The sequence below is a fragment of the Neptuniibacter halophilus genome (assembly GCF_030295765.1).
Classification (GTDB): Bacteria; Pseudomonadota; Gammaproteobacteria; order Pseudomonadales; family Balneatricaceae; genus Neptuniibacter; species Neptuniibacter halophilus.
The window spans coordinates 77988-99776 of record NZ_AP027292.1 but is presented as its reverse complement, the minus strand read 5'-3'; the positions used below and the strand labels follow the sequence as shown (position 1 = coordinate 99776).

18 protein-coding genes are annotated in these 21789 nt (G+C 54.6%); 7 read left to right on the top strand and 11 right to left on the bottom strand.

All coding sequences use genetic code 11. The features are described 5' to 3' along the window. Positions 1–9 precede the first annotated feature (9 nt). The 5 genes from QUD59_RS00460 to QUD59_RS00440 form a co-directional block, all read right to left on the bottom strand. Positions 10–1239: a serine hydrolase domain-containing protein gene (locus QUD59_RS00460; protein ID WP_286238840.1), complete on the bottom strand. Its 1230-nt coding sequence runs from the start codon at positions 1237–1239 to the stop codon at positions 10–12. A gap of 120 nt (positions 1240–1359) precedes the next feature. Next, the gene (locus QUD59_RS00455; protein ID WP_286238839.1) at positions 1360–2457 is read right to left on the bottom strand and encodes a polyamine ABC transporter substrate-binding protein; all 1098 of its coding nucleotides are present in this window, start codon (positions 2455–2457) and stop codon (positions 1360–1362) included. A gap of 218 nt (positions 2458–2675) precedes the next feature. Further along, positions 2676–3560 (bottom strand): MurR/RpiR family transcriptional regulator, encoded by an 885-nt coding sequence (locus QUD59_RS00450; protein ID WP_286238838.1) that lies wholly within the window; start codon positions 3558–3560, stop codon positions 2676–2678. A gap of 114 nt (positions 3561–3674) precedes the next feature. Continuing rightward, complete coding sequence (locus QUD59_RS00445) at positions 3675–4886, bottom strand: CaiB/BaiF CoA transferase family protein (RefSeq protein WP_286238837.1); 1212 nt, start codon at positions 4884–4886, stop codon at positions 3675–3677. A gap of 48 nt (positions 4887–4934) precedes the next feature. Further along, positions 4935–6122, bottom strand: a complete 1188-nt coding sequence (locus QUD59_RS00440) for an acyl-CoA dehydrogenase (protein ID WP_286238836.1) — start codon at positions 6120–6122, stop codon at positions 4935–4937. 163 nt (positions 6123–6285) lie between these two features. Here QUD59_RS00440 and QUD59_RS00435 point away from each other — a divergent pair, with 163 nt between their 5' ends. Beyond that, complete coding sequence (locus QUD59_RS00435) at positions 6286–7047, top strand: FadR/GntR family transcriptional regulator (RefSeq protein WP_286238835.1); 762 nt, start codon at positions 6286–6288, stop codon at positions 7045–7047. A 34-nt stretch (positions 7048–7081) separates the two neighbouring features. Here QUD59_RS00435 and QUD59_RS00430 read toward each other — a convergent pair whose 3' ends face one another. Further along, positions 7082–7954 (bottom strand): AraC family transcriptional regulator, encoded by an 873-nt coding sequence (locus QUD59_RS00430; protein WP_286238834.1) that lies wholly within the window; start codon positions 7952–7954, stop codon positions 7082–7084. 184 nt (positions 7955–8138) lie between these two features. Between QUD59_RS00430 and QUD59_RS00425 the strand changes: the two genes are divergently transcribed. The 4 genes from QUD59_RS00425 to QUD59_RS00410 are packed head-to-tail and all read left to right on the top strand — an operon-like array spanning position 8139 to position 12456. Next, a complete protein-coding gene (locus QUD59_RS00425) occupies positions 8139–8597 on the top strand; it encodes a (2Fe-2S)-binding protein (protein ID WP_286238833.1) in 459 nt (152 codons plus the stop codon). A 6-nt stretch (positions 8598–8603) separates the two neighbouring features. Then, positions 8604–10805 (top strand): xanthine dehydrogenase family protein molybdopterin-binding subunit, encoded by a 2202-nt coding sequence (locus tag QUD59_RS00420; RefSeq protein WP_286238832.1) that lies wholly within the window; start codon positions 8604–8606, stop codon positions 10803–10805. A gap of 53 nt (positions 10806–10858) precedes the next feature. Further along, positions 10859–11878, top strand: coding sequence for an XdhC family protein (locus tag QUD59_RS00415; RefSeq protein ID WP_286238830.1), 1020 nt, complete (start codon positions 10859–10861; stop codon positions 11876–11878). Next, complete coding sequence (locus tag QUD59_RS00410) at positions 11875–12456, top strand: nucleotidyltransferase family protein (RefSeq protein WP_286238829.1); 582 nt, start codon at positions 11875–11877, stop codon at positions 12454–12456. The genes QUD59_RS00415 and QUD59_RS00410 overlap by 4 nt, the downstream gene beginning before the upstream one ends. Here QUD59_RS00410 and QUD59_RS00405 read toward each other — a convergent pair whose 3' ends face one another. From QUD59_RS00405 to QUD59_RS00395, 3 genes are all read right to left on the bottom strand, one after another. Next, a complete protein-coding gene (locus QUD59_RS00405; protein WP_286238828.1) occupies positions 12457–13410 on the bottom strand; it encodes a homocysteine S-methyltransferase family protein in 954 nt (317 codons plus the stop codon). A 204-nt stretch (positions 13411–13614) separates the two neighbouring features. After that, a complete protein-coding gene (locus tag QUD59_RS00400) occupies positions 13615–16710 on the bottom strand; it encodes an efflux RND transporter permease subunit (protein ID WP_286238827.1) in 3096 nt (1031 codons plus the stop codon). A 3-nt stretch (positions 16711–16713) separates the two neighbouring features. After that, on the bottom strand, positions 16714–17784 hold the full coding sequence (locus tag QUD59_RS00395; RefSeq protein ID WP_286238826.1) for an efflux RND transporter periplasmic adaptor subunit: 1071 nt from the start codon (positions 17782–17784) through the stop codon (positions 16714–16716). 672 nt (positions 17785–18456) lie between these two features. Here QUD59_RS00395 and QUD59_RS00390 point away from each other — a divergent pair. Beyond that, positions 18457–19017 (top strand): OmpA family protein, encoded by a 561-nt coding sequence (locus tag QUD59_RS00390; protein ID WP_286238825.1) that lies wholly within the window; start codon positions 18457–18459, stop codon positions 19015–19017. 26 nt (positions 19018–19043) lie between these two features. Then, positions 19044–20372, top strand: a complete 1329-nt coding sequence (locus QUD59_RS00385) for a TolC family outer membrane protein (protein ID WP_286238824.1) — start codon at positions 19044–19046, stop codon at positions 20370–20372. A gap of 48 nt (positions 20373–20420) precedes the next feature. On the opposite strand, the gene QUD59_RS00380 is transcribed toward QUD59_RS00385, so the two are convergent. Then, positions 20421–21191, bottom strand: a complete 771-nt coding sequence (locus QUD59_RS00380; protein WP_286238823.1) for a sulfite exporter TauE/SafE family protein — start codon at positions 21189–21191, stop codon at positions 20421–20423. Between the two features lie 362 nt (positions 21192–21553). After that, positions 21554–21763, bottom strand: a complete 210-nt coding sequence (locus QUD59_RS00375) for a tautomerase family protein (RefSeq protein ID WP_286238822.1) — start codon at positions 21761–21763, stop codon at positions 21554–21556. Between the last annotated feature and the right edge of the window lie 26 nt (positions 21764–21789).

The following is a 21789-nucleotide window of genomic DNA, read 5'->3' as shown; positions in this document are numbered from 1 at the left end:
GCAAAGAGATTAGCGGTTATCGGTTGCTTCGGCGATACGTGACCAAAGCTGGTTGAGGATAATATTCAGCAAGGGCTCGTCCTGCACCGGGTAGGAACCATAGCCGCAGATCATCAGTTCCCGGTTCAGATCGTACCAGGCAAACTGACCATGAATACCCAGCATACTGAACTGGTGCTGTTCCGGATTCAGGACCCAGAACTGATTGCGGTACTGGCCGTTAGCAAAGAGTGTACTGAGCGGATCACCTGAGAAAGCCTGTCGTGAGGATTCTCTGATTGCCACCGTGTCATGGATAAACGCTTCGGGGATCACCTGATCGCCATTCAGGTTGCGTCCCTGATTAAGCATCAGCAGCGCCCAGCGGGTAAAGTCTTCCAGTGTCAGGCTCATCTGACCTTCCATAATCGGTACACCATGCCCATCGGTATTTACCCAGGCAGGTTCGGCGCAGCCGACACGTTGATAAAGTTTCTCCTCAATCAGCTCCAGGCAGGGGCGCTGGTATGCGTTGGCAACGGCCATACCCAGAGCGTTGGTCAGGGGGGAACAGTAGTTGAACCGAGTACCGGGAGTGCTGACTGGGTTAATCAGGTTTTCCAGCATCCAGGCTTTAGTCCCGATCGGTTCTTCTCCGGGTTCTGTCGGGTAGTAACCGACGGCACGGGCGTAAGGGAAGAAGGGACAATCGTCCCGTGAGTAATCTTCGTGGTAGTCCACGCCGACAGCCATATCGAGGACATGTTGCAGGGTCACTTCCTGCCATGCCGGAAAATCTTTCAGCTCTGGCATATAAGTTGTGAACGGTGCATCCGCTGACATCTGACCCTCATCAATGGCAATGCCTACCAGCATGGCCATAAAGGACTTGGTGGTGGAATGCTGCAGATGATGATCATCAGGGTGCATACCATTACGATAAGATTCATGGATCACCTGACCTCGGTGGAACACCAGCAGAGCATCGTTATACAAGCGGCGGTCGAGGAATTGTTCACCATTCATCGGTCGGTTATTAAACGGATCAGTGAACAGCATGTCGGAGATGTTAAGTGGCAGGGTGGTGCGTGGTAGCTGTTGAGTGTGTGGGCCCGGCTCCAGCAGAGTAAGCGGCATCATCCGGTCCATATGCAGATGGCTATAGGCCATCATGCTTGGTTCTTCCCAGTTGGCGCGGCTAATACCCAGTTGCGAATGGATAATTCCTTCAACCTGTTGCGTGGTGACGATTTGTACCATGTGATTTACCTTAAGCGACCGACCACTGGTCGCATGATCCCGGTTGCTTCAACCAGAGTTATTCAGGGTCGGGTGAATGTTTTGCTACCTGGCCGGGGAACGGCCAGGGATTAAGAGGGCTTAGCGGCCGGTTTTAATGTTGGACCAGGCACGGCTGAGCAGGCGATCATATTTCTGGCTGTGTGCTTGCTGCGTAAACAACTTTGATTTGATCTCTTCTGTTGGATAAACCGCTGGGTTATTGAGAATCTCCGGCTCCACCAGCGGGGCTATCCTGGTATTGGGCACCGCGTAGTAAACGTAGTTGGAGAGGCCTGCACCGGTTTCCGGTTCCAGAAGAAAGTCGATGAACTTGTGAGCGGCTTCTTTGTTAGGCGCGTCAGCCGGGATAGCAACCAGATCAAACCAGGCGATAGTACCCTCTTTAGGGATCAGGTATTCCAGAGTAACGCCTGTTTTGGCTTCGTCGGCCCGGCCCTGAGCCTGCAGCATATCGCCGCTGTAGCCCAGGCCGAGACAGAGGTCGCCGTTGATCAGGTCAGCCTGTATATTGCCGGTATTGAAGTGCTTGTAACTTGAGCGAACTGAATTGAGCAGGTCGGTTGCCTGCTTCAGATCCTCTTTGCGTTCACTGTTCGGGTCCAGACCCAGGTAGTTGAGGGCCAGCGCCATCACTTCGGCGGGGGAGTCCACCAGACCGATACCGCAGTCCTGTAATTTGGCTGCAACCTCAGGTTTGAACAGGAGGTCGTAGCTGTCCAGTGGCATATCCCCCAGACGTTGTTTGAGCATATCCACATTGTAAGCCAATCCAAGGGTTCCCCAGGTGTAAGGTACAGCATACGTATTTCCCGGGTCGTGGCCTTCGATCTGTTTCATCAGAGCCGGATCGAGATTGGAATAGTTCTTCAATTGGCTTCGATCGAGCCTGGAATAGACGCCGGATTTCGCCTGACGTTCGAGAAAGTTTGCGCTTGGCACAACAATGTCATAACCGCTTCCGCCCGACATTAGTTTGGCTTCAAGAATTTCGTTGGAGTCATAGACATCGTAATTAACCTTGATACCGGTTTTCGCCTGAAATTCTTCAACTGCACCCGGCGTGATGTAATCCCACCAGTTGTATACGTTGAGTACCTGTTCAGTGGCTGAAACGGTAGGAGAGGAGGCGAGGGCCAGGGAAAGTAAGGCGCTAAGGCTGGTTTTCTTAAACTGCATATTGATCTCCGGTGTTATTGTTTTTCTGCGAACCATCAAGGGCTGCCGGCGAATCCTGGGGATCCGGGCATCAATCCCGAGCTGTGGTTTTTAGTGTTAGAGATCTGTATTTAAATCACAATATCAGAAAATGTTACTTATCTAACATTCTTGAATAGGTATTAATTTCAATCAATTAGCCATACTGAGTGTTTTAATTGGGTAGATAGAAAGTCTGTTTACCAAAAAAGATTCAGTGCTTTTGTACGTTCTCCCCAAACCCGGTAGCGCTCTGCGCTATGTTCCGGATCTCGTTGGGCGATGGCGTTGACCAGGGCATTGGCAGCCAGCACGACGCCCCATGAGGACTCGGCAAACAAACCGGTCTGGCAGCGCGCATAGATTACATGTTCTGTGTAGAGTTTGGTCCAGTGGCAAAATTCATCACTGATCACAACAAGCTCGATACCTAACTCTTTAGTGAGTTTGCAGAGGGTTTGGTTATCCGCAGCATAGGGGGCTATATCGATGAGGATAATGGTAATTTTCTCATCAGACTGAGGCTTTTTTGAAGGTAGCAGTTCAGCCAGCATGCCATCGTGTGGGGACAGATAATAAACATCGTTGCGGGCCAGTGCCAGATGACGGTATAGATCCTCGGCGGCCCCGCGAATGGCCTGAAAACCCGTGACATAGACCCGGTTGGCTTCAAACACGCAGTCTACTAACCGCTCCCAGGCTGGTGTGCCGAACTGTTTATAGAGGCTGACCAGCGATTCAGCGTCCCGTTGCATCTGTGCAGCATATTGGCTGTGGATCTCCTGATCCTGACGTCGGCCTTCTGATCCGTCCAGCGGCAACTGCTCCTTCTGAACTTCAGCCTTGAGCGCTGCGATCCCCTTATATCCTGCTTTTTTCAGAAACCGACTCACAGTGATCTGACTGACCGCGGCTTTTTCCGCAATCGAGGCGCCGGTTTCATAGCCGATGCGATGCAGGTTCAGGAGAATAAACTGCGCGACCCGCGCTTCCGATTTAGTCACTCGTTGGCTAAGTTGACGGATCTTATGAGCGGTAATTGGCGCTATATAGTCATGTTCGGCAATGGTTTCGTTGTAAGTCATGGTAGCTGAATAACAATATTGAAAAGTGTTAGTCGATGCTATCAGTTGTGTGCTTCTCAGGCCAGACGGCTCAAATAACGCGCCGCTATCGCTGGCGCGTTTTGTTGATTCCGCTCAGCCCAGCACGCCTTTACGGCGCAGCTCGGTCATATCGGCCAACCGATCCGGCAGCAGCTCTGCAAGTACGGATTCGGTATGTTCACCGAGTGCAGGCGGTGCGGTGCGGGCGTTTTGTGGTTGCTGATCCATTCGTACCGGATTGCTGACCAGATTAACGCGACCGGCCTGCGGATGCGGAAGTTCGATCTCGACGCCCCGGTGTTTTACCTGAGGGTCGGCGAACACTTCCTCCATACTGTTGATCGGGCCACAGGGTACACCCTCGGCTTCCAGTGCTTTCAGCCAGAAGGCGGAAGGGCGTCGGGCGATGGCAGCGGCTACCTGAGGCACCAGTTCATTCCGGTTTTCCACCCGGCCACGATTCGTCGCAAAACGTGAGTCCTGCGCCAGTTCACTGACCTCAGCGACCTGACAGAATCGCTGGAACTGACTGTCGTTGCCCACGGCCAGAATGATATGCCCATCGGCCGTGGGGAAGGCCTGATAAGGGACGATATTCGGATGCGCGTTTCCCAGACGGCCGGGAGAGGTGCCCGAGGTAAGGTAGTTCATCGCCTGATTGGCGAGCACCGCAACCTGAACATCAAGCAGGGAGAGGTCGATCCAGGTGCCTTCCCCGGTCTGCTGCCGGCCGATAATGGCAGACAGGATTGAGGTTGCTGCATACATGCCGGTAAACAGATCGGTGACGGCAACGCCAACTTTAACCGGGCCTCCACCGGGTTCTGAGTCCGGTTTGCCGGTGATCCCCATCAGGCCGCCCATGCCCTGCAGCAGGAAATCGTATCCGGCGCGGTTGGCATAGGGGCCGTCCTGACCGAATCCGGTGATCGAGCAGTAGATCAGTTTCGGGTTAATAGCCCGGAGGCTGTCGTAATCCAGCCCGTAACGCTTAAGGCCACCCACCTTAAAGTTTTCCAGCAAGACATCACTTTGCAGGCAGAGTTCACGAATCAGCGCCTGCCCCTCTTCCTGAGCGATATCTACCGCGATCGATTTTTTACCCCGGTTTGCGCAGAGATAATAGGCCGCATCATGGGTCTCCCTGAGGTAAGGAGGCCCCCAGCCGCGGGTATCATCCCCCCGTGACGGGTGCTCGACTTTAATCACCTCAGCACCCATATCTGCCAGATGCTGACTGCACCAGGGGCCTGCGAGTATGCGTGACAGATCAAGTACGCGTATTCCTTGCAGAGGCTTATCCATGGTCATCCTCCAGAGTGGGGCCAGAGCCTGAGTCTGGCCCCGTAACGGTTAACAGAAAGCCTGAATACCGGTTTGTGCACGCCCCAGAATCAGTGCGTGGACATCGTGGGTACCCTCGTAGGTGTTCACCGTTTCCAGATTGACCATGTGACGCATCACCCCAAACTCGTCTGCGATACCGTTACCGCCGTGCATATCACGCGCCATGCGCGCAACATCCAGCGCTTTACCGCAGTTATTGCGTTTGATCAGAGATACCATCTCCGGTGCCCAGTTGCCGCTGTCCATCAGGCGGCCCACCTGCAGCGCGGCCTGCAGGCCCAGCGTGATCTCGGTCTGCATATTGGCCAGTTTAAGCTGGATTAACTGGTTGGCGGCCAGCGGGCGATTAAACTGCTTGCGATCCAGTGTGTACTGGCGTGCCGCATGCCAGCAGAATTCTGCAGCGCCCATCGCACCCCAGGCAATACCAAAGCGCGCTTTGTTGAGGCAGCCAAAGGGGCCGGACAGGCCGCTGGCGTTGGGCAGCAGGTTTTCTTCTGGCACAAAGGCTTCATCCAGCACAATTTCGCCGGTGATCGACGCGCGCAGGCTTAGCTTGCCTTCAATCTTTGGAGTGGAGAAACCTTCGGTGCCGCGTTCCACGATAAAGCCGCGGATCTTGTTTTCGTGAGCGTCAGAGCGGGCCCAGACCACCGCGAGATCAGCGATCGGGCTGTTGGTGATCCACATTTTTTGCCCTGTCAGCAGGTAGCCGCCATCGACTTTTTTCGCGCGGGTGTTCATGGAACCCGGGTCAGAACCGTGATCCGGTTCGGTCAGGCCGAAGCAACCGATAAATTCACCGGAGGCCAGTTTTGGCAAAAACTTCTGTTTCTGCTCTTCTGATCCGTAAGCTTCGATCGGATACATCACCAGTGATGACTGCACACTCATAGCGGAGCGGTAACCGGAATCAACCCGCTCAACTTCACGTGCAACCAGACCGTAGGCGACATGGCCAAGGCCCGCGCCACCGTACTCTTCCGCTACGGTGGCACCGAGCAGGCCCATCTCACCCATCTCATTCATGATCTCACGGTCAAACCGCTCTTCACGGTAGGCGCTGAGCACCCGTGGCTGCAACTGCTCCTGACAGTACGCCCGGGCAGCGTCGCTGATCTGTCGCTCCTCCTCGGTCAGTTGCTGAACCAGCAGTAAAGGGTCATCCCAGTTGAAATGAGAGGTAGCCGTCATCTTGTTTCTCCATAGCCTGTTCTGAGTGTCAGACGTTGTTATTGGTGAATTTTTAAACTCTATTTTTACTATTTATAGTAATAAATATAATAATTCAACCATATCGATAAAGACCTTGATCTGTGGCAGGATGGGAAACCCAGACCTTCTCGACGTAAACAATATGCAAGACAAGACCTTAGCCAGCCCAAAACGTATTAAACGTGCGGATCAGATTGTTGAATCGATCAAGCGCTGGGTTGCCATTAATAACAAACAGCCGGGAGACCGGCTGCCAAACGAAAAAGAGCTGATGGAGCAGTTTGAATGCTCCAAAGGCACCGTACGGGAAGCGCTGAAGTCACTTGAAGTTCAGGGGCTCATAAGCATTAAGACCGGCCCTAACGGTGGCGCTGTCCTGATGCGGGTGGAGTTCAGCAAAGCCAGCGAATTACTGCGCAACTTCCTCCACTTCGAACAACCCTGCGGAACCGAAATTTACGCCTTGCGCACCCTGATTGAGCCAGAAATTGCGGCACTGGCGACGCCGAACCTGAGCGCCGAAGATCTGGATGAGCTGCAGGCGCTGGTGGATCGGTGTGAAACACCACCGGACAGCTTTGAAGAGCGGATGGCGCAACGGGTGGCGGAGCTGGAGTTTCACGTGGTGCTGGCACGTCGCTGTCAGAACTCAATGCTGGAGTTTATCGGTCGCTTCGTTAACGACATGATTCGGGATCTGGTGTTCTTCAAAAAATCAGAGCTGCCGGAGCAGCGTGAGTTCTCCTGTGCCAACCTGAACTACCATAAACGGTTGCTGAGTGCCTTCAGAGCCGGTGATGCCGAACAGGCCCGCGAACTGATGTTGCAGCATATGCAATCCGCAGAGCACTTCAACCGCGAACTCGAAGGCCAGCTCAACCAGCATTTTCTGACGCCACAGTAGTCTGAATCAACAGGAATAAAAGGGGCCGGGGCGGTTAACCCGCTGCGGCCTGAATCTGGCGGGGTGATTCGCCAAAAAAACGTTTGAATTCGCGGCTGAACTGGGAAGGGCTGTTATAACCGACCTGATAGGAGGTCTCACTGGCGGCATTCCCGCTTAACAGCAGCGAGTGGGCCTGATGTAGGCGCAGGCTTTTAACAAACTGCATCGGTGACATGGACGTGACCTGCTTGAAGTGATCATGCAGGGTCGAGCTGCTCATCCCTGCATGCCGGGCGATGGTCTCCACATCCAGTGGCTGATGAAAGTTTTCCTCAATGAAATTCACCACTGAGGCAATCCGGTGGGCTCCGCTGTGGTTGGCAACGCAGTTCTTCAGTACATGGCCGAAAGGCCCCCGTAGCACCTCATAAAAAATCTCACGCTTCAGGGCTGGGGCCAGCACCCGGGTATCCATAGGATTATCGAGACAATTCAATAGCCGGATCACTGAGTCATTGAGGCGCTCACTCACTGCGGTGGAAACAATAATATCTTCGGTGGGCGGAGTGTTCTGATTCTGCAGTTCCATCTCAATCAGCAACTGGCTGACCAGATAGCTTTCGATCTCCAGACTCAGGCCCAGGTAGGGAGCGTCGTCAGTCACATCATGTACTTCTGCTTCCAGCGGCATGGACACGGAGTTGATCAGATAGTTATCCGGATCGTAAGCGCGGGTCTGGTCGCCGAAATAGAGCTGTTTACGCCCCTGGGCGACGATACAGATAGCCGGGGCATACATAGCCGGTTGCCGGGGAGGCGGGGCATGCAACTGGTATAGGTTCAGGCCTGCCACCGGGGTTTCGTTAATACCCTCATTCTGACAGTAACCGGCAATAGTCGCAGCCAGCCTGGAGTTATAGTGCACGGGCCTCTCCCAGCAGTGATTCAGATCATAGGATTATGGCACTGAATACCCGGAATGCTCCATTAATAATGCGAAGGTTCGGAGTTTTGTGCAAATAGTTCGGAGAATCTTAATAACGGATTATTGTGCTGGCGGCCATAGTATTAGGCATTGTCTAAATTGCTAACTTTCAGGAGCAAGTGTTATGTCCGTCACACTGAATGTGAATGGCAGGGAACATACCCTTGATGTTGAACCCGATACCCCGTTGCTCTGGGCGATCAGGGATCATATCGAACTGACCGGCACAAAATTTGGTTGCGGTATTGCGATGTGCGGTGCCTGCACAGTGCACGCCGATGGTAATCCGGTACGCTCATGTTCGATTCCGGTGGTGGCGGTGGCCGGAATGAAGATCACCACCATCGAAGGGGTAGAATCGTCTGCTGCCAAGGTGGTGCAGGATGCCTGGGAATCTCTGCAGGTACCCCAGTGCGGGTACTGCCAGTCCGGCCAGATTATGTCGGCTACAGCACTGCTCGAGTCTAACCCGAATCCTTCCGATGCGGATATTGATGCCGCCATGCAGGGCAATATCTGCCGCTGTGCCACCTATCCAAGAATCCGTGCTGCGATTAAATCGGCGGCAGAAAAGCTGGGGTAAGTTGATATGTTGAATCGAATCAAACAGCAGCGCGGTGTGGCTGCGACCAGCCGACGTAACTTTCTGAAACTGGTGGCAGGTAGCGGTGCGGGATTAACGCTGGCGATGAAGTTGCCCAATGCGGTTGCCGCAGAGAAAGCAGAGTCACACCTGAACGGGGATGGTCAATTCCAGCCCAATGCATTTGTCAAAATCGGCAACGACGGAAAAGTCCGGGTGCTGATGAAGCATCTGGAGATGGGGCAGGGTAGTTATACCGGTTTGGCCACACTGGTGGCTGAGGAGCTGGATGCCAATTGGGATGATGTGATTGCCGAAGGCGCTCCGGCCGATGCCGCGCGCTATAAAAACCTGCACTGGGGCGCTCAGGGTACCGGTGGCAGCTCAGCAATCGCTAACTCATTTGAACAGATGCGCATAGCGGGAGCGACAGCCAAAGCGATGCTGGTGGCTGCTGCGGCTGAGCAGTGGCAGGTAGCGGCTTCCGGTATTCGGGTTGAGCAGGGGGTTGTGACCGATCCGGCGAGCGGTCGTAAGGCCGGATTTGCAGAACTGGCCGATGCAGCAGCACAACAGCGGGTGCCGGACGTATCGGAGCTGAAACTGAAAGATCCGAAAGCGTTCAGCCTGATTGGTAAAACCCGTCTGCGACGTAAAGATCAGGGCAAAACCGATGGTACAGCGATCTTCACTCAGGACTTAAAGCTGGAGGGGATGCTCACCGCACTGGTAGCTCATGCCCCCCGTTTTGGCGCCACCCTGAAAACCTTTGACGCCGCGGCTGCTAAAGCGGTTAAGGGTGTGGTCGATGTTGTCGCCATTCCAACAGGCGTTGCGGTGCTGGCCATAGATTTCTGGAGTGCGAAAAAAGGCCGTGATGCGCTCAGCATCGAGTGGGATCAGTCTCAGGCACTGAATAAAAGCTCGGCGCAACTGATGCAGAAGTACCGCGAGCTGGCGGCAAAACCCGGCGCAACAGCGACTAATAACGGTGATGCTGTTGCCGGGCTGGACAATGCTGCGACCCTGATCGAAGCGGATTTTGAATTTCCTTATCTGGCCCACGCGGCGATGGAGCCGCTTAACTGCGTGGCCAGAGTCAGTGCCGGGGGTTGCGAGATCTGGAACGGTGAGCAGATGCAGACCAACGACCAGTACACTATTGCGGCGCTTCTGCAGATTAAACCGGAACAGGTGAAGATCAATATGCTGTTTGCCGGAGGTAGTTTCGGGCGTCGGGCCAACCCCCATGCCGATTACCTGCTGGAGTGTGTGAACATAGCCAGGCAACGTCCGGGAACGCCGGTGAAACTGGTCTGGACCCGTGAAGATGATACCCGGCAGGGCTACTATCGACCGATGTACTTCCACCGTATTCGTGGCGGGCTGGATGCCGATGGCAATCTGATTGCCTGGCAACAGCGGATTGTCGGTCAGTCGATCGGTGCCGGTACTGTGCTTGAACAGTATCTGATTAAAGATGGGGTCGATGCCACCTCGGTTGAGGGGGCAAACAACCTGCCTTATGCGGTAGATAACCTGCAGGTCGAACTGCACACCGTACAGTTACCGGTTCCGGTACAGTGGTGGCGTTCAGTCGGGCATACCCATACCGCGTTTTCTACCGAAGTGTTTATGGACCGGGTGGCTAAAGCAGCCGGCAAAGATCCGGTTGCCTTGCGTCTTGAGTTGCTGAAAGCGCACCCACGACACAGCGGCGTACTTAAACTGGCGGCGGAAAAAGCCGGTTGGGGTAAAACCCTGCCGAAAGGCCATGCTCAGGGGGTGGCGGTGGTCGAATCGTTTAACTCCTACGTGGCTCAGGTTGCCGAAGTAGCGCTGGCGGAGGATGGAACTTTCCGCGTTGTGAAAGTCATCTGTGCTGTGGATTGCGGTTTAGCAATTAACCCGGATGTGATCAAAGCACAAATGGAGGGGGGCATCGGCTTTGGCCTGTCGCCTGCATTGATGAGCGAGATCACACTGGAAAACGGTGCCGCAGTACAGTCCAACTTTAATGACTACGAAGTGCTGCGCATTCATCAGATGCCGGAGATCGAGGTGCATATTGTGCCTTCAGCCGAGCCGCCCACCGGGGTCGGTGAGCCCGGTACGCCGCCGATTGCACCGGCCGTGGCGAATGCGCTCTTCGCGTTGACCGGGCAGACGTTTGATCGTTTACCCATTCAGATTAAATCGCCCGCTTAAGTCGCTTAAGCCTGAAAGCCCGCGTCCTGATGGCGCGGGCAGGAGGAACTGACATGGCTAACCAGCTTTCTGCATTGCTGGAACAGTGGTATCCGCAGCGCGATGAATGCGACTGGGTGCTGGGAACGGTTTACCGCACCGAAGGCCCGAGTTATCGAAAAGCCGGGGCGATGATGCTGTTCAACAGCCTCGGTCAGCAGTTTGGGATGCTCAGCGGGGGCTGCCTGGAATCGGATATTCAGACCCATGCCCGGCGAGTGATGCAGACCGGCAGCTCGTTGACGCTCTGTTACGACGGCAGTGATGAGGATGATCTCTCGTTTCAACTCGGTATTGGTTGTGGCGGCACGGTGTATATCATGCTGCACCGGATTGACCGCGAAAATGATTATCAGCAGTTGGATCAGTTGTATGAACACCTGCGTAACCGGGTTTCAGGGCTCTATTACCAGCAGATCCCGGTCAATGGAGGCAGGGCGAGCTCCATCTTTTTGCCGTTGGATCAGCACAGAAGCAGCGATCAGAAACACCGGATTACTCAAAGTGAAGGCCAGAACTGGCTGGTCACGGCGATTGATCCGGATCCCCACCTGCTGGTGGTAGGGGGCGGCGTTGATGCACAACCGCTGGTCGCAATGGCTAAACAGCTCGGCTGGGAAGTCAGCCTGTGGGACCCGAGGCCGGCCAATGCCCGGCGTGAACATTTCATGCTGGCCGACAGGATTCTGCGTGATAACGTGTCTGACCTGAATGGCTATATCAGCCAGAACCGGGTTAATGCCGCGGTGCTGATGTCTCACAATGTGGAGCTGGATGCAGCGGCTTTACAGGCAGTTAACGGGGCCGGGCTGGAATATATGGCACTGCTCGGGCCGCACAGTCGTAAACAGAAAGTGTTGCGTCAGGCCCGGCTGAAAACCGCAATGCTGCAGCCAGCGCTGGCCGGCCCTGCAGGTATGCCTTTGGGGGGCGAACTGCCGGAGAGTATTGCTTTGTCCATTCTGGCCGAGTGTCATCGCCAGTTGCATCTGGGTGAAGCCAGCCAGTCCCGGCCACGGAGTGAGGCTGCATGAGTCTGGCGGTGCTGATTATGGCCGCAGGGTCCAGCAGTCGCTTTGGTGGCTGCAAACTCCTGGCGGAGGTCGCACCCGGCGTGGCGCTGCTGGAACACAGCATACAGTTGGCAATGCCGCTGCAAGCGGAGTTTATGGCGATTGTCAGTGGCGCCTGGCATGCTGAAATCGTTGCAGCGCAACAGCAGCAGCGTGTAACCGCTTTGCCGCTGATTCATAATCCGAATTGGCAGGAGGGACTGGGCAGTTCAATTGCTGAAGCGGTTCGCCAGTTACCAGAGGATACAGATCAGTTACTGATACTGCTGGCGGATCAGATTGCGCTGACGACGACCGATCTGCAGCGATTATTGTTGATCTCTGATCCGGCCGATGTGGTCTGTGCCGAATATGCCGGGCGCAGGGGTGTACCGGCGTTGTTTCGCCGTGCGTTGTTTCCTGAGCTGATCTCTCTGCAGGGAGATAAGGGGGCGAAACAACTCCTCTACAGCCCGTCATTGCATATTGAAACCCTGGCGATGCCCAATGCCGAACAGGATATCGATACGCCTGAGGCGCTGGCGCACTATCTCCGTTGATCAGGCGAGCCCGTGTACCTTGCGGATATTCAGGGCAATCTGATCCAGATGCTGATCCCAGGTGCCACAGCAACCGCCCCAGATATCCATATGCGGGTAACGTTTTGCCAGTTCACCACACTGTTCACCCAGTTCAACCGGGTCACCTGATTCCAGATGGCCGATCTTACAGAGTGCGACTTTTTCCATTTTCGAGGCATTGGGCCGCACACCGCGAACCCTTTGCAACCACGGGCCCCCATCAATGGCCGGTTCATACTCGATGGGGTGTGAGCAGTTGATGGAATAAAATTCGACAGAGTGATCCGTGGCCTGATCGATCTGTTCAATGGCGTCGGCCAGTGGCGTGCCATCACCCAGCGTTGAGTTGCGATTGAGGGTCAGGGAGATGGCCAGCGGAACGCCGATCGTTTTCGCTGCCCGGGCGACGCCGATCGATTCTTCAACATTGTTAAAGGTGATCGCCAGCGCGAGGTCGACACCGGCTTTTTTCAGGGTCGTTAACTGTATGGCATGGTAATCTTCGGCGGCCTCTGCAGTGATGGTATGGCCCTGTTGGTAGGCGTCACCCCGTGGGCCGATCAGGCCCTGAATCAGGGTTTGCTCAATATCATGCGCGTACTCTGCTGCCACGTCGCGCAGAAAGTCGATCGATTGCAGGTTCGCTTCAGCCAGCCCCGCGTCGGAATAGCCCAGCAGTTTGCCCCAGTCGGGGCTGGCGCGGTAGTCGAGCCCGCCAATCAATGCACACAGCTTATGTTTGGCCACCACATCAAGGTAGTAGCGGAACATATCGCGCATTTTGGTTACTGCTGCCGGGTTGTCCAGCAGAGGAAACATGGCAAAGTGAGGCAGTTCAAAACCGTATTTGTACATGATTTCGGTTTCTGTTCCGCCCTCGGTCAGGTACAACCGCCCCGGCCGGGACAGTGGAAAACCCTGTTGCTCAGACATCTGCGACACCTCCTTTGCGGCTGGATGGGTGGCCCCGGCAAGTTCGGGTCATTCAACTATAGCCTATCGATGAGCGGGCGCAGGAAAAGGGCAGGTGACCCATGCCGGGCCGATGTGGGGCCGGTATCTTTTCGGCGTGAGACACGCCTCGTACAGGAATTGAGCCGGCGGTAGGACGCTCGCCCCGGGCCGATGTGGGTGCAGTTATTTCGGGGCCTGGTGGCGGTTGACCAACTGGTACACCACCGGAATCAGGAGCAGGCTTACCAGCAGGGAAAAGCTCAGGCCCCAGACTACGGTGATGGCCAGCGGCTGTAACATCTCAGCACCGTCGCCCCAGCCCAGGGCCAGTGGGAACATCCCGGCGACGGTACTCAGGGTGGTCATAATCACCGGTCTCAGGCGTAACCGGGCGGCGGTCAGAATGGCTGAACGCAGACCGAGCTTACGTTGCTGACGGGCGATCTCAATATACTCCACCATCAGAATGGCGTTATTAACCACAATCCCGGTGAGCATGATCATGCCGAGCCAGACTGGCATCGACAGGGGCACGGCCAGCAATTCAATGCCCAGTGCCACGCCGATGGCGCAGAAGGGAACACCAAAGATGATAATCAGCGGATTACGCAGCGATTCATACTGAATCGCCATCACCACAAACACCAGAAACAGTGCCAGCCCTAACAAGATCAGGGTGAGCTGGTTTTGTTCTTCGAGGGCCTGTCGCGCCCCGCCATCGTAAAGAGTGTAACCCTGAGGCAGGGCAAATTCGGTTTTGACCTGATCCAGTGCATTGAGCACTTCACCCAGTGTCGCGCCTTCAACCAGTGAGGCGGTGACTTCTACAATCCGCATCTGGTTGTCACGCATAATGGTCGCGGGGGATTCCAGCAGCTCGATGGCAGCGACATCGCCAAGTAACACGGCAGGGCGGGAGCTGGCCTGCGGGAACAGGAGAATATTTTCCAGCGCTTGCGGCGAGTTAATGTCGGTCTGATTAAAACGCATGCGAATATCGTAGGAACGGTCTCCCTCGATAAAGTCGCTGATGATCTGACCCTGCAGGGAGATACGCGCGGCTTTAACCAGATCTTCCTGACTGACCCCCAACTGGGCTGCTCTGACCCGGTCCAGCTTCAGGGATATCTCATTTACCGAGTCTTCTGCTGAATGGGTGATATTGCGCAAGCCAGATACCGACCGAACCCGGTCAACCAGTTGTTCTGCCAGCGTTTTCAGAATCTGCAGATCGTCACCCTGCAGGCGCAGGCTGATATCATCATCGCCACGGCTGGTACGGATGCCGCGAATGCCCCGTTGGCTCATCCGCACTTTGAGCCCTGCCAGTTCCAGCGCTGCAATCTGCTTATTCATCCGCTGTATCCAGGCCTGACTGCTGACACTGCGCTGCTGCAGGGGCTTGAGCTGAACGGTAATGGTTGAGCGGCTCGGGGTTTCCCGCTGGGTTCGGCCAAATACCGAACCGCCCACCAGCGTGTAGAGGGTTTCAGTTTCCTCCTGCTGCTCAAACAGGGTTTCCAGTAACCGGGTTTTGGCATTCATCTCAGGTAGGGAGATACCGGTATCGGCGGATACGATCACCCGGATCAGGCCATTATCCAGTTGTGGCAGAAAGATCTGTTTGCCGCTCATAAACACCGGCACGCTCAGCCCCAGTGCGAGAATAAAAGCGCAGAAGGTAAACCCGGGGCGGTTGAGAAAGATCCCCAGAGCAGAGGCATAAGCGGCCTGAGTGTTACGCATCACCCGGTCAAACCAGCGGCGTTTACTGCGACCTTCGCGAATGAGAATACGGCTGCGCGCAGCGAGCGCAGGAACCAGTGTCAGGGCGATAATCATGGAGGCAAAAATCGCTGCGGAAATGGTAATAATCAGTTCCTGAAACAGCAGGCCGGTCAGGCCGCCGATAAAAAGGAAGGGGAGTACGGCGCAGAGGTTGGTCGAGGTAGAAGCGATAATCGCGCTGTTAACCTCAGTCGCCGCCGTTTGTGCGGCCTGCATGGGCTGTTCATGGTTTTGCTGATGGCGGTTGATGTTTTCCAGCATAACAATGGTGTTATCGACCAGCATGCCGATGCCCAGCGCCAGCCCGCCCAGTGTCATAATGTTTAATGTCAGATCGCCAAGCCCCATCAGGACACAGGTAAACATTATAGCGATCGGAATCGCACTGCCGATAATCAGGGTATGGCGCAGATTGCCGAGGAACATATACACCACTGCCATCGCCAGCAGGGCGCCACTGATCGCGGCCATCGCGGCATTACTCAGGGACTGAGTAATATAGATCGACTGGTCGGAGATCGCTGTTACCTGAATCTCCGTGGGAATAATCCGTTCCGACTGCAGCCAGGCGAGACGTTGTTTAACGTAAGCGGCGACTTCGGTGGTGTTTGCGGTGGGCTGCTTCTGTATGGAGAGTTTGATACCGGAAGTGCCATTGGCGCGGATCAGAATGCGTTCATCTTCGGCGGAAGATTCAACCTGTGCCACATCGGTCAGAAACAGTGTCTGACCGTTGTTCTCAGCGATCGGTAATTGTTTCAGCTCATCTATGGTCTGCAACCGGCCGCTGATCCGGCTGGCAATCTCATAGCCGGACATATCGATGCGGCCAATCGAATCATCACTGTTGGCGGACCGGATAGCATCAATCACCTGCGTATAGCTCAGGCCGTATGCCTTCAGGCGCTGCTGATCCGGGATAACATGCACCTCCCGCACGACACCCCCGCCCACTTCTGCGGCGGCGACGCCGGGCAGATTGAGCAGCCACTTGGAGAGGGTGTTATCGGTCCAGTCACGTAACCGGGTGCTGTCGAGTTCAGCGGAGCTGACCACAAATTCCATCACCGGAATCTGTGACGGGTCCAGTTTATAGATCACCGGCGGATCGATGGAGTCCGGCAGGAACCGTTTGGCCCGATCCAGCCGGGTGCTGGCATCGCGCAGGGCGATGTCGATATCTTTGCCATAATCAAAGGAGAGGTCGACCGTGCTGACGCCACGGGTTGTGTTTGACTGAACGTGGTAAGCATCTTCGGTGATCGCCAGTTGTTCCTCCAACTGACGGGTGATTTTGTCTTCCATTATGGAGGGCGGGACACCGTTATCCAGCACTCGTACCCGGATCTCGGGATAGATAATATGGGGTAACAGATCTATTGAAAGCCGATGCAGGCTGAACAGGCCGACCACCATCACCGCCAGAGCAATCATCACCACGCCGACCGGATGGCTGATCGACCAGTTCGCTAATCCCCGCGAGTGCAGCATGATTTATTCCTGTTTCTCGCGGCCAGAGCCTGAAATCTGAACGCTCTGGCCCGGCCTCAGGTTGGTGAATCCCCGGGTGATTACCTGCTGCCCCTCATTCAGGCCGCTGAGCACTTCAATGGCGTCTGCGTAACGCAGACCGGTACTGACTTCGGCGATACCCACCGTACCATCCGGGTGACGGACATAAAGGATGGTTTGTCCATCCTGACTGCGCAGGCTGGCATAGGGTACCAGGAGACTCTGCCGGGATTCGACGCTGAACCTGACCCGTGCGAACTGACCGGGGCGGGCGCCTGATGGGATCGGTTCCAGCGTAATCTCCACCACCCCTTTACGGGTGCCGGGGTCGATCACCGGATGGATACGGCTGATCTTACCGTGGAAGGGATAATCGCCGGAGGTGCCGGAGTTAGCCAGTGCATCGATCTGAATCGCCACCGGCATGTTAAGCCTGAGCTGATTCAGAAACAGCTCGGATACCGAAACTTCGATCAGCAGGGCGCTGAGGTCTGAAATACTCAGCAGATGACTGTACTCTTCTGCGATATTGCCGGGTTCGGTCAGGCGCTGGCTGATCACCCCGTCGATCGGCGAAAAGACAGAGGTGTAGCCAAGCCGGGTTGCGATCAGCCTCTCATCTGCCTGCGCAATCGCCAGCTCAGTTTCCCGCTGAGTCAGTTCTGATTGCGAAACCAGTTTACGCCGGATCAGCTCCTGCACCCGTTGCAGATCTTTCTCCGCTTTTCTGCGGATTGCCCGGGCGCGTTCAAGCTGGGCCTGAAGCAATTTGCCATCGATTCTGACCAGCAGATCGCCCTGTTTTACCACGTCTCCCTCGTGATAGGGCAATTGAATAATCTGTCCCTCTTCCTGATTAAACAGTTTCAGGGTCTGTTTTGCGGTGAGGGTGCCGGTCTGGGTGCGCTCCAGCGTCAGGGGCTGTTTTCGGGCGGTTACCACCTCAACTAAGTGGACTTTGGCTTTAGTTTTTCCCGGGGATGAGGGCGCTTCGTCGCAACCGCTGAGCAACGCTGTACAGCAGAGCAAAAAAGTAGTCACTTTGAACGACATGGCATGTCCCTGTATACAGCCGTTAAGCAGCGGTTTCGCACGAATCAGGTTCCGGCTTAATCGGGGGCCGGACACCCGTGCGTATTAATTGACTAATTTAGTGGGGAATATGGGGCGGTGCAAGCAATATCATCCGTGTTCAGGCTATCCGGGAGCCCCAAAACAGGGCGTTCCGGCCAGTCCGGGTGGCCGGAAGCAGGAGATTTATATCTATCAAGTCTATACTTTGCCTGACACGCGGAAATAACCATTCAAACAGGTGTTAGTTTATGTGTTCAGAGTGGTTATTTATTGGCTGAGGACTGGTATAGTGTGACAGGTCTGGCCCAACCGCGGGAAGCGGGGCGTTCAGGATTGTATGTACTGTAATTATTGGTGATGCAACTATCGGCTTAGCGGGCGTAAAGCACGTTGGCAGATAATAACAGGACCGGTAGTATCAGTGTTCAGGGGTGTCGTCTGTAAATCAGCCGTTTACGGATCACTTGCTGAACCTGTAACGGCGGTCTTTCGGCGACATGCCTTTGACCGAACTGGCAGGTTCAGTACAGATGACAGAGCGACCACAGTCATATTGGCTGCCCCCATACAGCTTTTTGCGCTGCAGGAGTGTTTCTCGCAACGGGAGCCTCTTCTGGGTGATATCTATGATGTTACAAGGATGATTCCATAATGATAAATTCAATTCGCTTACCTGCTGCAGCCCTGAGCCTTCTGCTCCTGGGTGGCTGTTCTGGTTATAGCAATCTGGTTAACAGCATGGCACCAGAGAAGCCGGAGTGGGAGATCGCTCTTTCCGATGGTGGCAAGATTCGCCGCACTGAAGACGGGCATGAATGTGAACCGGGTGAATACACCGAAATGGCTCTGCCCGCTGATCCGGTTCCGGTTGAGAAACCCACTTCATTGGTGGCCCGCCTCTACTTTATTTTCAACACCGATCAGTTGACCCCTGAATCCGCTCGCGAGGCGCAGGAGGTTTATACCAATATTCTCAGCCGTCAGACCGGTGATGTTATTGTCGTAGGTCACACGGATACCATGGGCAGTCACAGCTATAACGACAGCCTCTCGCTGCGTCGTGCGAAGAAGGTCCGTGAGAACCTGATCGATCTGGGTCTGGAAGCCGAGCGGATTAAAGTGTCCGGCATGGGTGAAAGGGAACTGCTGGTGGAAACTGCCGACAGTGTCAATGAACTGCGCAATCGTCGTGTCGAAATCAACATGCGCTAAGCTGCGGTAAGGATCAGGAGCTAATTATGAAAAACAAGCAACTATGGACGATTTTGCTGCCCTGTGTTCTGTTGCCGACGCATCTGCCGGCGCAGACCCTGACAGAAGCGGTCAGCCAGACCATGACCACCAACCCGGAGATGCAGGTTTACGGTTACCGTAAGCTGGCCGCTGATCGTAATGTGGATCAGGCCCGCGCCGGTTACTACCCTAAAGTCGATGCCAATCTGGGTATCGGTTATGAGCGAACCAACAACAGCTCTACCCGTCCGGACACCGTTGAGCTGACCCGTGGAGAAGCAGGTCTGAATGCAACTCAGATGCTGTTTGACGGTTTCCGTACCAAGAATGAAGTCGATGCGGCGAATGCCCGTGTTGATGAAGCGGTTAACCGGGTTGCCAGTGAATCTGAGCGCCTGGGTCTGGCTGCGGTAACAGCTTATATGGAAGTGCTGCGTCAGGATGAACTGCTGCAGATGTCTGATAAGAACATCGAGTTCCATAAAGAGACCTACGACCGTATCGAATCCCGCTCCAGCAGCGGTTTTGGCAGCACGGTAGATCTGCAGCAGGTAGAGGGCCGTCTGGCACAGGCGGAATCCAACCGTCTGGCTATTCTGCAGGCTCAGAAAGATGCGCGGGCGAACTTTGTCCGTATCGTTGGTAGCGAGCCTGAAAACCTGAGCCTGCCAAAACTGGAAGATTGCTGTACTGACAATATCCCGCCGACCCTGCAACTGGCAGTAGATCAGGCTTGCCTGCGTCACCCTGAACTGAAAGCGGCGATTGCCAACTATGAGAACAGCCTCTCCCGCGAGCTGGCAGAAAAATCCCGTTACAGCCCTGAGCTGCGTCTGGATCTGGAAGCCAACTGGGATAACGATCTCGATGGTGTAGATGGCACCAACGAAGACAAACTGGCAATGCTGCGTGGCGATTACAACGTTTACAAAGGTGGTTCTGATCAGGCGGCAAACCGTCAGCAGCAACACCTCAGTGAAGCGGCTAAACAGCAGGTTCGTGAGATCAAGCGTCAGTTAGATCGTGATATTCGTCTGGCGTGGAATTCACGTATCCTGACAGGTAAGACTCTGCCTAAGCTGGAGCAGCGCGCGATGGCTGCAGAAGAAACACGTGATTCCTACACCGAACAGTTCCGTATCGGCCAGCGCACATTGCTTGACCTGCTGGACACCGAGAACGAGCTGTTCTCTGCCCGTTCTGAGCTGGTTAACGGTAAGTATGACAACCATCTCTCTGAATACCGTCTGATGGCGGCGGTTGGTGTATTGCTGCAGAGCATGGATATTCCTGTACCTGAGGTAGAGGATATGACCGTTGCTGAAAATCAGTAACCACTGAGTAAACGATAATAGGCAGCCCAGAGGGCTGCCTTTTTTGTATCAGGCGTAAATATCGTAGAAAAAGTAGGCGGTAATACCGCAACTGGCGACAATCACGAAGTTGCGTACCAGTTGCTGAGGCAACTGGCGCGAGTAATGGGCAGCAAAATAGCCGCCAGCCAGTGTTCCGAGCATCACAATTGTGCCGGCGTACCAGTCAATCACGCCATCCACTACAAACAGCACAATGGCGATCAGGGAGACAAAAGAGGAGACGAGGAGTTTAATCCCGTTCATGGTGTTGATATTGCTGTAACCGGCCAGTGCCAGATAACTCAGAGTGATAATTCCCAGTCCGGCGTTAAAGAATCCCCCGTAAATACAGACGCCCAACAGCAGAAGCAACAATAGCAAACCGCCCAGAGAAGAGGCGTGCTTGTGCACGGAAGCGAGTTTTTTCAGTTCGCTGTTAAGCCGCGCACCAAAGATAAACAGAATGGTTGCAAACAGCAGCAGCCAGGGTACGGCTTCAACAAATACCTCTTCCGGCGTGCGCAACAGCAGCCAGGCACCACAGATACCACCGATCAAACTAAGCAGCGTCAGTTTCAGCAGATTCTCGCGATCCTGCAATATATCCTTACGAAACGCATAGGCCCCGCTCATATAACCGGCACAGGCGGAGAACGTGTTAGTGGCATTGGCGCTGATCGGTGGAATGCCGACAAACAGCAGGGCAGGGAAGGTGATAAAACTTCCGCCGCCAGCCACGGAGTTAAGCACGCCGCCAAAAAAACCGGCAGCAAACAGAATCAGCAGTTCAGACAACATAGGGCTCGCATCCTTACAGAGAAGCGCTAAGGTATCATAGCTGCCAGGACTATCCTATTGATGCGTCTGGATTGTTACCGGCTACGGTTGTCGCTTTCAGGTGTAGCAAACTGTTCAAGCGGGATTCGCAACGCGTAGCATTTTCACAATACGTTGGTTTTAGCGTTTAAGGCGGTATGCGGCGGCTTTGGTATTGCGTTGCTCACCCCTTAGCAGGGCGCTATGACACGCTTCGTGTCGATAGAAAACATGTGCCTGCTACTCGCAAGCTATGTCTCAATAAGAAAGCAGCCTTAGGCTGCTTTCTTATTTCTGTTTCACGTTATATGCAACGATATTTCACTATTTGTGAGAAACGACATTCAGGCTGTGTTGCGGATACGGATCAGTTCGCTGACCTGATCGTAGCCAATGCCCCAGTTATCCGTATTAACCTGATCGATCACCACAAAGGTGGTTTCCGGCTGCTTATTCAGCACCTCCACCATCACCTCAGTGATACGGGCGATCACCTGTTTTTTTTGTTCGCGGGTTACATTTTCATCGGTAATTTTTACATTGATATAAGGCATTATTGCTCTCCCGGATACACTGCAAA

Coding starts and splice junctions, on each gene's coding strand:
- QUD59_RS00415 (WP_286238830.1), top strand. CDS start 10,859: ATGGCTAACCAGCTTTCTGCATTGCTGGAACAGTGGTATCCGCAGCGC.
- QUD59_RS00380 (WP_286238823.1), bottom strand. CDS start 21,191: ATGTTGTCTGAACTGCTGATTCTGTTTGCTGCCGGTTTTTTTGGCGGC.
- QUD59_RS00435 (WP_286238835.1), top strand. CDS start 6,286: ATGCAAGACAAGACCTTAGCCAGCCCAAAACGTATTAAACGTGCGGAT.
- QUD59_RS00460 (WP_286238840.1), bottom strand. CDS start 1,239: ATGGTACAAATCGTCACCACGCAACAGGTTGAAGGAATTATCCATTCG.
- QUD59_RS00445 (WP_286238837.1), bottom strand. CDS start 4,886: ATGGATAAGCCTCTGCAAGGAATACGCGTACTTGATCTGTCACGCATA.
- QUD59_RS00395 (WP_286238826.1), bottom strand. CDS start 17,784: ATGTCGTTCAAAGTGACTACTTTTTTGCTCTGCTGTACAGCGTTGCTC.
- QUD59_RS00375 (WP_286238822.1), bottom strand. CDS start 21,763: ATGCCTTATATCAATGTAAAAATTACCGATGAAAATGTAACCCGCGAA.
- QUD59_RS00410 (WP_286238829.1), top strand. CDS start 11,875: ATGAGTCTGGCGGTGCTGATTATGGCCGCAGGGTCCAGCAGTCGCTTT.
- QUD59_RS00390 (WP_286238825.1), top strand. CDS start 18,457: ATGATAAATTCAATTCGCTTACCTGCTGCAGCCCTGAGCCTTCTGCTC.
- QUD59_RS00425 (WP_286238833.1), top strand. CDS start 8,139: ATGTCCGTCACACTGAATGTGAATGGCAGGGAACATACCCTTGATGTT.
- QUD59_RS00405 (WP_286238828.1), bottom strand. CDS start 13,410: ATGTCTGAGCAACAGGGTTTTCCACTGTCCCGGCCGGGGCGGTTGTAC.
- QUD59_RS00455 (WP_286238839.1), bottom strand. CDS start 2,457: ATGCAGTTTAAGAAAACCAGCCTTAGCGCCTTACTTTCCCTGGCCCTC.
- QUD59_RS00385 (WP_286238824.1), top strand. CDS start 19,044: ATGAAAAACAAGCAACTATGGACGATTTTGCTGCCCTGTGTTCTGTTG.
- QUD59_RS00420 (WP_286238832.1), top strand. CDS start 8,604: ATGTTGAATCGAATCAAACAGCAGCGCGGTGTGGCTGCGACCAGCCGA.
- QUD59_RS00440 (WP_286238836.1), bottom strand. CDS start 6,122: ATGACGGCTACCTCTCATTTCAACTGGGATGACCCTTTACTGCTGGTT.
- QUD59_RS00400 (WP_286238827.1), bottom strand. CDS start 16,710: ATGCTGCACTCGCGGGGATTAGCGAACTGGTCGATCAGCCATCCGGTC.
- QUD59_RS00450 (WP_286238838.1), bottom strand. CDS start 3,560: ATGACTTACAACGAAACCATTGCCGAACATGACTATATAGCGCCAATT.